The organism is Duganella rivi (assembly GCF_009857435.1).
GTDB classification, from domain to species: domain Bacteria; phylum Pseudomonadota; class Gammaproteobacteria; order Burkholderiales; family Burkholderiaceae_D; genus Rugamonas; species Rugamonas rivi.
In genome coordinates this window covers 23053-36096 of record NZ_WWCK01000008.1, presented here as the reverse complement: position 1 = coordinate 36096, position 13044 = coordinate 23053, and the positions used below count along the sequence as shown (strand labels likewise).

The 13044-nt window shown below is 61.2% G+C and carries 12 protein-coding genes and 1 tRNA gene; 4 read left to right on the top strand and 9 right to left on the bottom strand.

The features are described 5' to 3' along the window. Positions 1 to 4: 4 nt before the first annotated feature. Positions 5 to 1096, bottom strand: a complete 1092-nt coding sequence (gene ychF, locus GTP45_RS25095; protein WP_161016613.1) for a redox-regulated ATPase YchF — start codon at positions 1094 to 1096, stop codon at positions 5 to 7. Between the two features lie 103 nt (positions 1097 to 1199). On the opposite strand from ychF, the gene GTP45_RS25090 reads away from it, so the two are divergent. Continuing rightward, a complete protein-coding gene (locus GTP45_RS25090; RefSeq protein WP_229258655.1) occupies positions 1200 to 1646 on the top strand; it encodes an acyl-CoA thioesterase in 447 nt (148 codons plus the stop codon). On the opposite strand, the gene GTP45_RS25085 is transcribed toward GTP45_RS25090, so the two are convergent. Next, positions 1615 to 1881 (bottom strand): type II toxin-antitoxin system VapC family toxin, encoded by a 267-nt coding sequence (locus GTP45_RS25085; protein WP_161016611.1) that lies wholly within the window; start codon positions 1879 to 1881, stop codon positions 1615 to 1617. The two genes, GTP45_RS25090 and GTP45_RS25085, sit on opposite strands and share 32 nt — an antisense overlap. Then, a complete protein-coding gene (locus GTP45_RS25080) occupies positions 1878 to 2126 on the bottom strand; it encodes a FitA-like ribbon-helix-helix domain-containing protein (RefSeq protein ID WP_217363389.1) in 249 nt (82 codons plus the stop codon). The genes GTP45_RS25085 and GTP45_RS25080 overlap by 4 nt, the downstream gene beginning before the upstream one ends. A 132-nt stretch (positions 2127 to 2258) precedes the next feature. Here GTP45_RS25080 and GTP45_RS25075 point away from each other — a divergent pair, with 132 nt between their 5' ends. The 3 genes from GTP45_RS25075 (at position 2259) to GTP45_RS25065 (ending at position 8286) form a co-directional block, all read left to right on the top strand. Further along, entirely contained in the window at positions 2259 to 4079 is a 1821-nt protein-coding gene (locus GTP45_RS25075) for a DUF885 domain-containing protein (protein ID WP_161016610.1), read from the top strand. A gap of 74 nt (positions 4080 to 4153) precedes the next feature. Further along, positions 4154 to 6883, top strand: a complete 2730-nt coding sequence (locus tag GTP45_RS25070) for a DUF2339 domain-containing protein (RefSeq protein WP_161016609.1) — start codon at positions 4154 to 4156, stop codon at positions 6881 to 6883. Further along, the gene (locus GTP45_RS25065; RefSeq protein WP_161016608.1) at positions 6880 to 8286 is read left to right on the top strand and encodes a DUF3999 family protein; all 1407 of its coding nucleotides are present in this window, start codon (positions 6880 to 6882) and stop codon (positions 8284 to 8286) included. Before GTP45_RS25070 ends, GTP45_RS25065 begins: the two co-directional genes overlap by 4 nt. Here GTP45_RS25065 and GTP45_RS25060 read toward each other — a convergent pair. From GTP45_RS25060 to ispE, 6 genes are all read right to left on the bottom strand, one after another. Then, positions 8234 to 9499 carry an amidohydrolase gene (locus GTP45_RS25060; protein WP_161016607.1) on the bottom strand — a complete coding sequence of 422 codons (1266 nt, stop codon included), beginning with the start codon at positions 9497 to 9499 and terminating at the stop codon, positions 8234 to 8236. The genes GTP45_RS25065 and GTP45_RS25060 overlap by 53 nt on opposite strands. A 15-nt stretch (positions 9500 to 9514) precedes the next feature. Next, entirely contained in the window at positions 9515 to 10096 is a 582-nt protein-coding gene (pth, locus tag GTP45_RS25055; RefSeq protein ID WP_161016606.1) for an aminoacyl-tRNA hydrolase, read from the bottom strand. Positions 10097 to 10182: 86 nt separating this feature from the next. Next, positions 10183 to 10782 carry a 50S ribosomal protein L25/general stress protein Ctc gene (locus GTP45_RS25050; RefSeq protein WP_161016605.1) on the bottom strand — a complete coding sequence of 200 codons (600 nt, stop codon included), beginning with the start codon at positions 10780 to 10782 and terminating at the stop codon, positions 10183 to 10185. 135 nt (positions 10783 to 10917) lie between these two features. Further along, positions 10918 to 11868, bottom strand: coding sequence for a ribose-phosphate pyrophosphokinase (locus tag GTP45_RS25045; RefSeq protein ID WP_161016604.1), 951 nt, complete (start codon positions 11866 to 11868; stop codon positions 10918 to 10920). 150 nt (positions 11869 to 12018) lie between these two features. Then, a tRNA-Gln gene (locus GTP45_RS25040) sits at positions 12019 to 12095 on the bottom strand. 76 nt (positions 12096 to 12171) lie between these two features. Then, a complete protein-coding gene (gene ispE / locus GTP45_RS25035; RefSeq protein WP_161016603.1) occupies positions 12172 to 13041 on the bottom strand; it encodes a 4-(cytidine 5'-diphospho)-2-C-methyl-D-erythritol kinase in 870 nt (289 codons plus the stop codon). Positions 13042 to 13044: the final 3 nt, after the last annotated feature.

Below are 13044 nucleotides of genomic sequence, written 5' to 3'. Positions count from 1 at the left end.
CTGGTTAGACGTTGAACAGGAAGTTCAGCACGTCGCCATCTTTCACCACATATTCCTTGCCCTCGGCGCGCATCTTGCCCGCTTCCTTGGCGCCGGCTTCACCCTTGTACTGGATGTAATCGTCGTAGGCGATGGTCTGGGCGCGGATGAAGCCGCGTTCGAAGTCGGTGTGGATCACACCGGCCGCTTGCGGGGCGGTGTCGCCGATCTTGATGGTCCAGGCGCGCACTTCTTTCACGCCGGCGGTGAAGTAGGTTTGCAGGCCCAGCAGCTTGTAGCCGGCGCGGATCAGACGATCCAGGCCGGGCTCTTCCATGCCCATGTCGGCCAGGAAGGCAGCTTTGTCGGCATCGTCCAGATCGGCGATTTCCGCTTCGATGGCGGCGCAGATGGCCACGATAGGGGCGTTCTGGCTGGCGGCGTAGGCGGTCAGCTGGTCCAGCAGCGGGTTGTTGGTGAAGCCGGTATCGGACACGTTGGCCACGTACATGGCTGGCTTGGCGGTGATCAGGCACAGCGGCTTGATCAGCAGCATTTCAGCGGCGTCCAGGCCCAGCGCGCGCACTGGCTTGGCTTCGTTCAGGTGCGGCACCAGGCGCTCCAGCAGGGCCACCAGCTTGATGGCTTCCTTGTCGCCCGAGCGGGCTTTCTTGTTTTCGCGGTGGATGGCTTTTTCCACGGTGCCGAGGTCGGCCAGGGCCAGTTCGGTTTGAATCACTTCGATGTCGTCCAGCGGGCTGACTTTGCCGGCCACGTGGATCACATTGTCGTCTTCAAAGCAGCGCACCACGTTGACGATGGCGTCGGTTTCGCGGATGTGCGACAGGAACTGGTTGCCCAGGCCTTCGCCCTGCGAGGCGCCCGCCACCAGGCCGGCGATGTCGACGAATTCAACGATGGCGTTGACTTGGCGCTCAGGCTTAACGATGTCGGCCAGCGCGGCCATGCGCGGATCCGGGACTTCGACCACGCCGACGTTCGGCTCGATGGTGCAGAACGGATAATTCTCGGCCGGAATGCCGGCCTTGGTCAGGGCGTTGAACAGGGTGGACTTGCCGACGTTAGGCAAGCCGACGATGCCGCATTGGAGACTCATGAAAAACCTTTACATTATGGATATGCTTGCTATTTACAGCGTTCAAGGGATCCATTGTACCTTTGTTGGCCTCACACTTCAAAAAACAGGAGACGACATGAGCATGCGCGACGCCGGACGAGACCAGTTCCGCCACTTCCTCACCATCCCCACGCGGTGGATGGATAATGACATTTATGGCCATGTTAACAATGTTGTCTACTACTCGTATTTTGATACGGCGGTGAACCAGTTCCTCATCGAGGCCGGGGTGCTGGATATCCACAAGGACGAGGTGGTGGGTTTCGTGGTCGACAGCGGCTGCGCCTACTTCAGTCCGATTGCATTCCCGGACGTGGTCCATGCCGGCATCCGCGTGGCCAAGCTGGGCAACTCCAGCGTGCGCTACGAAATCGCCCTGTACCGCAACCAAGACGCTCTGCCCGCCGCCGCCGGCCACTTCGTCCACGTCTACGTCGAACGCAGCAGCAACCGTGCAGTGCCGATTCAAGCAGCCGTGCGCAAAGTGCTGCAATTCATCAGTTCACCCACTGACACAGCGAAACCGTAGCTTGTGGGAAGGCGCGCGACAATTTCTTGTCCATCGTGACGAGCTTCGTGCCAAGCATCAAAGCTAAGGCCACGAATTCACAATCGTAAGCGGAGCAAGAACTGTCTCGAACCAGTCCTAGCACTGAAGACGATTCCAATTCAAATTCGGCCCCGGCAAGCAACGCTTCAGCGGCCGCCGTGTGTTCACTCGGCAGAAAAAGATAGGCGATGACATTGGAGTCAACCACGATCATTTTCTGCCCGCGCGTTTGGCTGCATCGATTTCACGAGCAAAGAATACCTGCGGCGATAGCATTGCTCGCAGCTCGCGGGCACGCGCCAGCAGCACTTGAGCATCCGGCCTACCTTGCCGTTGCAAGGCGAGTCGTAAGATTTCTCGGTGCTCCTCTTCCGCACTGCGGCCATGTTGGGCTGCGCGCTCAGCGAGTGCCGCGACCAAGTCCGGCTCGATGTCGCTAATCAGTAGGTTGGTAGCCATGCTTAGCTCCTTCTACGCTCAACATTGTTGGTTTCATCATACGCCCGAGTCTCCCCTCTCTCAAGCTAGCTGATGCAATATGCGGCTAGTTTGGTGCTAGACTCTTTCGCTATCACAACTCTTCGGAAAGCCATGTCTATGTCTCGTCTGCGTGCGTCTGTTTTGATTGCCAGCCTGGTGCTGGCGGGTGTTCATAGTTTGCCGGTGCAGGCCAAGCCGGTGGTGACGGCGGCCAAGGCGGGGCAGGCGCAGAAACAGTTGGCGAAGCTGGCGGCGGCATTCCACACGGCGCGCTGCAAGTTCGATCCGCTGCTGTTTGCGACCGCGAATGGCGATAGCCGCTACGACGACCAACTCGGCCTCGCTATTTCGCCGAAGGTGCGGGCGGCGCAGTTCACCTTGTACCGTTCGCTTCAAAAGCAGTTGATGGCGGTGCAGCGCAATCAACTCGGCGCGCAGGATCAGCTGACCTACGATCTGCTCACCTACGAGCTGAACAACGCGATGCAGCTGGAGTCCTTCCCCGACCACCTGCTGCCGCTCAATCAAATGGATAACGTGCCAAGCACGCTGGCCAATTACGCCGGCGGCACCGGTTCGCAGCCGCTGGAAACAGTCAAACAGTATCAAGCCTATTTGAACCGCTTGAACCAGCTGCCTGCATGGATCGATCAAGCTATCGCCAATATGAAGCAAGGCATGCGCAGCGGCGTGGTGCAGCCGAAGGCGATCACGGTGGCGATGCTGCCGCAGTTGCAGAATCTGCGCGCCGCATCGCCCGAGGCCAGCGTGTTCTACTCGCCGGTGACGCGCTTCCCAGCCTCGTTCTCGGCGGCCGACAAGCAGAAGCTCACCGCCGCTTATCTGAAAACGGTAGACAGCAAGGTCGCGCCGGCGCTGACCCGCCTGGTCAGCTTCCTCGAAAACGAATACCTGCCGGCCAGCCGCAGCACCACCGGCTGGAGCGCGTTGCCGAACGGCGCGGCATGGTACGCGGCCCACATCAAGGACAGCACTAATCTGCCGCTGCCGGCGGAACAAATTCACGCGCTGGGCTTGAAGGAAGTGGCGCGCATTCAGCAGCAGTTGACGGTACTGGGCCCCAAGCTCGGCTACGACGGCCCGGAGAAGCAGCTGCCGCAGTGGATGCGCGAGCAAACCAAGTTCAATATCTTCACCACCGACGAGCAGGTACTGGACGCTTACCGCGCCATTTACGCGCAGGTGCAGGCCAAGCTGCCGGCCTACTTCAGCCTGATTCCGAAGGCGAAGCTGGAACTGCATCTTGAGCCGGAGCTGACCCGCGCGACGGCGTCGGATCACTACACGCCGTCGGCAGCCGATGGTTCGCATCCGGGCGTATTCTGGCCAGTGGTAAATGATCCTAAGCAGTACAGCCGCGTCGATATGGTCAGCCTGTTCCTGCACGAGGGCGTGCCGGGCCACCACTTGCACGCGGCGCTGTTGAAGGAAATCGATCTGCCGGACTTCCGCAAGTTCAGCACCGAGAATCCAAACAGCGCGGCTTATACCGAGGGCTGGGCGCTGTACTCCGAAACGCTGGGTAAGGAGATGGGCTTGTATGAGGATCCGGTTGCTTACTACGGCCACCTGAATGCCGAGATGCTGCGCGCTGCGCGCCTGGTGGTGGATACCGGCATGCACGCCAAGGGCTGGACGCGCGAGCAGGCGATTAGCTATCTGGCCGATGTGCTGGGCTGGAGCGAAGCGCGGGCGCGTAATCAGATCGAGCGCTACATGGTGCTGCCGGCGCAGGCGCTAAGCTACAAGATCGGCTCGCTGAAGATTTTGGAGTTGCGTGCGCGCGCGCAGCAGGCGCTGGGTGATAAGTTCAGCTATCAGAAATTCCACGAGGTGGTGATAGGCGACGGCACCTTGCCATTGCCGATCCTGGAGCAGCGCGTTGATCGCTGGATCGCCAGCGCAAAATAAGGATCGTTGACGCCCCGATTGTGGCAATGTTGCAAATATGCTAGCTTGCAGCATTGCCACCGGGGAGCCGTTTGATGGAATTCCTTTTGTTTGTTTTTGGCGTGTTCACGTTTGGCGTCGCCTGGCGCGCGCGTAACGAGGCGCGGCAAGCGCGGCAGATTGCGATCGAGCTGCAACGAGAACTAAACGCTTTGCGGCATGGCGCGCAGCAAAGCCAAGCGCCAGCAACGCGCGCAGCGGCAGCGCCCTCAAGCGCCTCGCCGACGACGTCGAAGATGTCGACGGCGCATAGCACATCGCCGGTTGCGTCGACGGAACCGGCGACCGCATCGGCTACGAAGGCTGCGGGCGTGACGGCGACGGCAGCGTCCATCGAGGGCGTGGGCGCGACGGCGGCGACGCAGGCGGCACGGGCGGCACCGCCCAAGATTCCGCCGCGGCGGCCACAGCCGGTGGCGGACACGCCGCAATGGCTGCTGGCGGCGAAGGCCTGGCTGTTTGGCGGCAATCTGGTTGCCAAGCTGGGCTTGCTGATCCTGTTTATCGGCGTGAGCTTCCTGCTCAGGTACACCGCCGCCCGCGTCGCCGTGCCGATCGAATTCCGCCTGGCTGGCATCGTGCTGGCCGACCTTGCCCTGCTAGCTTGGGGCTGGCGCATCCGCAGCACGCGTCCCGCGATCAGCCTGCCTGTGCAAGGCGCGGCGCTGGCGGTGCTGATGCTGGTCACCTTCGGCGCTTTCCGCATCTACCACCTGATACCATCCTCGCTGGCCTTCGGCCTGCTGCTGGTACTCACCGTTTTCACCTGCCTGCTCGCCATGCTGCAAGACGCTATGTGGCTGGCGATCTTCGGCATCGTCGGCGGCTTTGCTGCACCGATTCTCGCGTCGAGCGGCAGTGGCAGCCACATCGCGCTGTTCACCTACTACGCGCTGCTGAACGCCGGCGTGTTCACGCTCGCCCTGCTGCGCGCATGGCGTCCGCTGAACGTGCTCGGCTTCACGTTCACCTTCACCATCGCCACGGCGTGGGGCGTGCTGCGTTACGCGCCGGAGAACTACCTGTCGGTGCAGCTATTCCTGCTGCTGTTCTTTGCTTTCTACGTGACGATCCCGCTGGCCTACGCGCGCCGCCAAGTGGTGCAACTGAAAAATTACGTCGATGGCACGCTGATCTTCGGCACGCCGATGCTGGGCTTCGGCTTGCAATTCACGCTGGTGCGCGACATTCCGTTCGCGGTCGCCTACTCGGCGCTGGCACTCGGCCTGCTCTACATCACGCTGGCCGTCGCGCTGCGCAAACGCCAACAATACGCGCTGCTGTCGGATGCCTACCTCGCACTGGCCGTCGTGTTCGGCACGCTGGCGATTCCGTTTGCGCTCGACGGCCGCTGGACTTCCGCTGCGTGGGCGCTGGAAGGCGCCGGCATCGTCTGGATGGGCTTACGCCAGCAGCGCAAACTGGCTTGGACGTTTGGCTTGCTGGTGCAGGTTGGCGCGTGGGTGTCCTTCTTCATCGGCACCGGCGATCACTGGTTCGGCAACGCCTCCTCGGTATTCGAGCGGCCGCTGCTAGGCGCGCTGATGATTGTGGCCGCCGCGCTGTTCAGCAGCTGGGCGCTGAAGCAGCAGCAACCTGAACGTGGCAGTCTCGCCTATGTGGCCTATCGTCTCATGCTGGTCTGCACTGCATTGTGGTGGTTCGGCATCGCGGCGTCCGACTTGGCGCTGTGGCTGGCGTCGCAAGAAATCGCATGGACGAGCTGCACCTACGCCGCGCTGCTGGCGGCCACCGCTGTCATCAGCGTGATCGGCGCGCGAACGCTGAACTGGCCGGGCCTGCGCTGGTTCGCTTCCACGGTCTGGGTTGCGCTGGTTCTGATTAGCCCACCACTCCTGATTGCACTGTATGTCGAACCGCTACCCAATACGCCAATCTGGCTCGCCTACGCCGCCCTTTGGTTCAGCAGCGAATGGCTGCTGCGCGCGTGGCCGGCCCAAGGCTGGACGCTCAGCGGTTTCGTGCTGCGCCTGCTGCACGCCATCCGCACCTTCGGCCCATGGCTGATGATCTGGCCAGTCGCCGGCCACTGGATCACCCACTGGCTAAGCGGCAACGCAGCCGACGACTGGAGCACCAGTGCCAGCTGGTCACGCTTCATCCCGTCGTGGCTGATGATGGCCGTCATCGCATGGCTGATGCAGCGCAGCCGCAGCGACGTTTGGCCCACCGCACCGCTGGCCGCATGGTATCAACGCTATCTGCTGCCGCTGGCCTGCGGCTGGGCGACGCTGCTGGTGGCCGCGTGGAATCTCACACAAGACGGCGCCATGCTGCCGCTGCCCTATCTGCCGCTCCTCAATCCGCTCGACCTGAGTACCTGCTTCGTCGTGCTGCTATTGATCGCCATGCAGCGTTTGCAGCCGCGCATGCCGCCGCTGTGGTTCATCGGGCTGTTCGGCTACTGCTGGTTCAACCTCGCCTTGCTGCGCACCGTGTCGCACTACCTGAGCGTTCCGTATGCTTTCGACGATCTGTTCGCCTCGCAATTCGTGCAAGCCATGCTGTCGCTGGTGTGGAGCGTGACCGCGCTGCTGCTGATGCGCTACGCCGCGCGCCACACGCTGCGGCGGCTATGGATCGTCGGCGCGTGCTTGCTGGCACTGGTGGTTGCCAAGCTATTCCTGGTTGATTTGTCCAACATCGGCGGCGTGGAGCGCATCGTCTCCTTCCTCGGCGTCGGCGCGCTGATGGTCGGTATCGGCTACCTCGCGCCCTACCCTTCGCAAACGGAGCATGCATGAAGTACTTATTGATCGCCGCATCGCTGGTGTCCACACTGGCCGCCGCCAGCGATGCGCCGCAAGACTATACCCACGTAATGCCACTGACGGCCGCCACCAAACAAGGCGTGCTGCAAGTGAAGCTGCCGCGCGAAGTCTATCTGCACTCGCGCTCGGCCATGCTGGACGACGTGCGCGTGTTCGATGCCGACGGTATAGCGCTACCGTTCGCGCTGCGCTCGCCGCCCATTGAAGCGCAGCTTAGCCATCAAGACTTTCCGCTCGCGGTGTTCCCGCTGATGAGCCGTGGCGGCCCTGCATCGCAATTGGATTTGGACGTCAATGCCAGCACCGATGGCCGCCTGCTGTCAGTCAAGGTCAAGCCCGATGCAGGCGAAGACCCGACGCACCCGCCGCGCTTGTCGGCGCTGATCATGGATCTCGGCAAAGCCGCTGCCGAGCGCCCACAAATCAGCGCGCTGCGCTTTGCCCTGCCGCCCGACCAAAAGGAATACAGCGCGCAAGTATGGCTGGAAGTCAGCAGCGATATGAAGCGCTGGGAAACCATCGGCGCGGCAGAACTCAACTGGCTGGTGAACCGCGATGCACAAACGCTGGTCAACGACCGGCTCGACTTTGCACCACGCGCCTTCCGCTACGCGCGGCTCAGCTGGCGCACCGGCACGCCGCTGCAATTTGCCGCCATCACCGCCGAGCAGCCGGTACGCACCGACAGCGCGCCGGCCGGCGAACAGCTGCTGCTGACGCCGGCCGCCGGCAAGCAGCCCGAGGACTTGGTGTACACCGTCCCTGTCGGCATTGCGCCGAACAAGGTCGGTCTGCAGTTCAGCGAGGCTAACGCCGTGCTGGCCGGCCAGATCGGCGTCTACCGCGATGTGCCGCCGCGCCACGTGGGGCAACCCGGCTGGCGTTTTGATCCGCTGCTGAATTCCACCTTCTACCGCATCACGCAGGGCGAGCAAGCGCGCAGCTCGGGCGATTTCGACGTGGCACCGGTGCATGCACCGCAGTGGGTGCTGCGCACAGCAAAGACCAGCGCCATCAAGCCGCAGCTGCGCTTGAACTGGCAGCCAGGCACCGTGGTGTTGCTGGGGAATGGCAAAGGGCCGTACCTGCTGGCAGTGGGACGCGAACGCGCCACGCCGGCGGCCAGCAGCATCGAGCAAGTGGCGCCGGGCTTCTCGGAAGCCGAGCTGCAAAAACTGGAGTTCGCCAGCGTTGGGCCGGTACAGCAGCAAGCCGGTAGCGGCGCGCGCGATCGGGAAGCGGAACTGGAAGCCCTCACATCCGCCCAGCGCCGCCTGATCGTGCTGTGGGCAGTGCTGCTGCTGGGCGTGGCGGGACTAGGCTTTATGGTTTGGCGCTTGATCCGCTCATCACGTTCATCACCGCCAGCGTCATAGCCTGCGCGGCGGTCTTGATCGACGGTTCTGGCACCGGCGCATAGTACGGGGAGTGGTTGAAGGCGACCGGCTTGCCGCCCTTGTCCGCTTCCGCCACCACTTTCGGATCGTAGACGCCGGTGAAGAAGAACATGCCCGGCACGCCTTGATTCACGAATTGCGAGAAATCTTCGCTGGCCGTCATGGCCGGCATGCGCGACACGTTGGCGTCGCCGAAGGCTTTTTTCAGCACGCCTTCGGTGCGCGTCACCAGCGCATCGTTGTTGTCGATGGCAACGCCGCCCGGGATCAAGTCCACGTCCGGGGCAGGCGCATCGGCCATGGCGGCGGAGGCGTTGGCGATGCGGCGCACGCCGGCCAGAATCTTCTCGCGCACCGCCGGGCTGTAGGTGCGGATGGTGCCGCGCACTTTCACCGTGTCCGGGATGATGTTGCCGACCGTGCCGCCGTTGATGGCGCCGATGGTCACCACGCCGAATTCCTTCGGATCTTTTTCGCGGCTGATCACGGTCTGCACGTCGACCACAAAGCGCGCCGCAATGGCAATCGGATCAAGCGCCTTGTCCGGCGCCGAGCCGTGGCCGCCGCGGCCTTTAAAGGTAATTTCAATCGCATCGGAATTCGACGACACCGCACCGCTGTTGTAACCGATGGTGCCGTACGCCAGCGGCCACGAGTGCAGCGCAAACGCGTAGTCCGGTTTGCCGAAGCGCTTGAACAAGCCGTCTTCCAGCATGGCCTTCGCGCCGGACACGGTTTCTTCGGCCGGCTGGCCGATGAACATCAGCGTACCCTTCCACTGCGATTTCAGCGTGACCAGCGTGCGCGCGGCGCCCAGCCATGCGGTCATGTGCACGTCGTGGCCGCAGCTGTGGGCGGCCGGCACCTTGCTCGCGTACGGCAGGCCGGATTTTTCTTCCATCGGCAGCGCATCCATCTCGGTGCGCACCAGCACCAGCGGGCCGGGGCCGTTCTTGTAGATGGCGACGATGCCGGTCTTGCCGACTTTTTCCGTGACCTCAAAACCGATCTTGCGCATTTCAGCGGCCAGCGTGGCGGCGGTGCGTACCTCCTGGAAGGCGATCTCGGGATGCGCGTGCAAGTCCTTGTAGATCGCATCCAGCTGCGGGTAGATGCCGTTGATGACGGTGGCCGGATCCTGCGCCTGTGCAGCCGTAGCGGCCAGCAATGCAACGATCGGTAAGAGTTTCATCGGTGGTGAGTCCTTTCAGTCGGTGTGCAGCTTGGTGGTGGCGGCGGGGAATTCGCCTTTGACGATTTGCGGCATGATCAGCAGCGATTTTTCAATCGAGCGTTCGATCAAATCCTGGTCTTCGCGGCGTGGGCGGTGCAGCACGAAGTCCGCCACTTGCTGCGCCAGATTCAGCGTGCGCGGATGGCCGATGCCGAGACGCAGGCGCCAGTAGTCTTGCGTGCCCAGTGCGGCAGTGATGTCTTTGAGGCCGTTGTGGCCGCCCGAGGAGCCGCCTTTTTTCAGGCGGGCGATGCCAGGCATCAGATCCAGTTCGTCATGCACCACCAGCACTTCGTCGGCGGTGATTTTAAAGAAGCGGCACAGCGCGCCAACCGATTGGCCGGAACGGTTCATATAGGTCAGCGGTTCCAGCAAGTAGACTTCCTGCCCGGCGATATTCGCCTTGGCAAACATGGCGTTGTACTTGGTCTCGCGCTGCAGGCGCGCGCCGCTGTCGTTGGCGAGGTTGTCCACCAGCCAGAAGCCGGCGTTGTGGCGGGTTTGTTCGTATTCAGGGCCGGGATTACCGAGGCCGACGATGAGACGGATAGGCATGACGAGGTAACGATATTGTTGATGTGTGATTATGGACGAAAAAAAACCCGCCAGAGGCGGGTTTTTAAAATCAGACCGAAGTCAGATTACTTCTTTTCTTCAACAGCAGCTGCTTCAGCAGCAACGTGGCCAGCTGGTACCGATGCGGTAGCGATGGTCAGGTTGTTGCCGTGGGTAACAGCGGTCACGCCTTTTGGCAGGGTCAGGTCAGCAACGTGAACCGAGTGGCCAACGTCCACGTTGGTCAGGTCAACGGTGATGAATTCTGGCAGGTCAGCTGGCAGGCACTCGATGTCCAGTTCGTTAGCAACGTGGCTGATGGTTGCGCCGTGCAGCTTAACAGCTGGCGAAACTTCAGCGTTCACGAAGTGCAGAGCCACTTTCACGTGGATCTTTTTGTTCGCGTCAACGCGCTGGAAGTCAGCGTGCAGAACCAGTTGTTTGAATGCGTGCATCTGGAAGTCGCGCAGCAGGACTTTTTCTGCTTTGCCATCAATTTCCAGATCCAGGATCGACGAGTGGAACGCTTCTTTTTTCAGAGCGTGGTACAGCGCGTTGTGGTCCAGGGCAACTGCTACAGGGGCTTCGGTGCCACCGTAGATGATGCCAGGGGTTTGGCCCGAATTACGCAGGCGGCGGCTCGCTCCGGAACCTTGCAATTCGCGTTTGAATGCAACAACTTTCATGTGAAACTCCAATAAATAACGAGACTTGCGCCCCGTGTGATGAAGCGCCCCGCGACCAGGCGCGCTTCGGGAAAAACGGCGCGCCCGGTCAAAAACCGGGCGCGCCGCCTGAAAACTTAGCTTGTCGTTTGTTAATTAATCAACAAACAGGGAGATCACGGAATCGCCCTTGATGATGCGTTTGAAGGTCTCTGCCAGCAGCGGTGCGCAGGTCAGTTGACGGATCTTGGCGCAGTTTTTCGCCGATTCCGACAGCGGAATCGTGTCGGTCACCACCAGTTCGTCCAGCGACGAGCTGTTGATGCGGTCGATTGCCGGGCCCGACAGAACCGCGTGGGTGCAATATGCTACCACTTTTTTGGCGCCGCGCTCTTTCAGCACTTCCGCTGCCTTGACCAGGGTGCCTGCGGTGTCAACCATGTCGTCCATGATCACGCAGTTACGGCCTTCAACGTCACCGATGATGTTCATCACTTCGGACACGTTGGCTTTTGGACGGCGCTTGTCGATGATGGCCAGGTCGCAACCGAGGCGTTTTGCCAGGGCGCGGGCACGGACCACGCCGCCGACGTCCGGCGATACCACCAGCAGGTCTTCGTTGTGCTTTTTCTGCAGGTCGCCCAGCAGAATTGGCGAAGCGTAAATATTGTCAACCGGGATATCGAAGAAGCCCTGGATCTGGTCTGCGTGCAGATCCATAATCAGAACGCGTTCAACGCCGGCTTCTTCCAGCATGTTGGCGACAACTTTGGCCGAGATCGCAACGCGCGCCGAACGTGGGCGGCGGTCTTGACGGGCATAACCAAAGTAAGGAATCGCCGCAGTGATACGGCCAGCCGATGCACGTTTCAGTGCGTCAACCATCAGGATCAGTTCCATCAGGTTGTCGTTGGTAGGCGCGCAGGTCGATTGCAGCACGAACACGTCTTTACCGCGGACGTTTTCGTTGATTTCGACCATGACTTCGCCGTCCGAGAATTTCGAAACGTTCGCTTTGCCGAGGGGGATGCCGAGATTTTTTGCGACTCCCTCTGCCAACGCAGGATTAGCGTTGCCGGTAAAAACCATCAGGTTTTCGTAAGCCATTGGGATTCCAGAGAAGTTGTAGAAGATTCTTGAGGGCCAGCGCTTGCTGCGCGGCACGGAAAACTAAGTAGAATGAGGCGCCTTGTGCGCCTCACTTTTTGCTCTACCTGGCCGGAGACTTAAGCCTCGACGGTTCCAGATACAAACGAATGGCAGGGGAACAAGGATTCGAACCTTGGTATGCCGGAATCAAAATCCGGTGCCTTAACCAGCTTGGCGATTCCCCTACGCAACTGACTGCTCGTCGTTACAGGCCGATATTGTACAGCCTTTTTCACGCTTCGCAAAATCTTTTTTGCCGCTTCACAACTTCGCGGTGAACATCGGATGGCGGTGCAGTGCTTTTGCTTTCCAGGCTGTCCACTGCGCTGGCACTTTTGCAAGTACCGCGTCGGCGTCCGCCTCGGTTGCTACCGCACTAAACACACATGCACCTGAGCCAGTCATCCTGGCATCACCGTAAGCACTTAGCCATTCTACCGCTTCTGCTACCGGCGGGAATAACTTCGTTGCTACCTGTTGCAAGTCGTTCTTTCCAAACCCCGATAAGCTGGAGTGGCTGGAAAAGTCCGCTATATTAACGAGCGGCGTGTTCCTTGTCAATTGGTCTGAACCAAAAATTGCAGCAGTCGGCACCATCACGCCCGGTTCGATGACGACATACCAACAATCCGGCGCCTGCACCGGCTGCAAGGCTTCGCCCACGCCCTCGGCAAACGCGGTCTCGCCAAAGATGAAGAATGGGATGTCGGCGCCCAGCGGCAGGCCGAGATCCATCAGTTCTTGCCGGGTGAGGCCGGCGTTCCACAGCTGGTTCAAGGCCATCAAGGTGGTGGCGGCGTCCGACGAGCCGCCGCCAACGCCGCCGCCCATCGGCAGAATCTTGTCAATCTCGATATTCACACCGCGCGGCAAGGCGCCGGTGCGGCGCAGCACTTCTGCCTGCAGCAGCTTGGCGGCGCGGATCATGAGATCGCTCTCTTCCGGCACACCGGGCATGTCGGTCAGGCGGCGCAACGCCGTGTCGTCGCGCAGGGTGAAGTGCAGCGTGTCGCCGTGGTCGATCAGCTGGAACACGGTTTGCAGCAGGTGATAGCCGTCCGCGCGGCGACCATTCACATGCAGGAAGAGATTGAGCTTGGCCGGAGCCGGGCAGTTTTTGAGTTCGGTCATGCG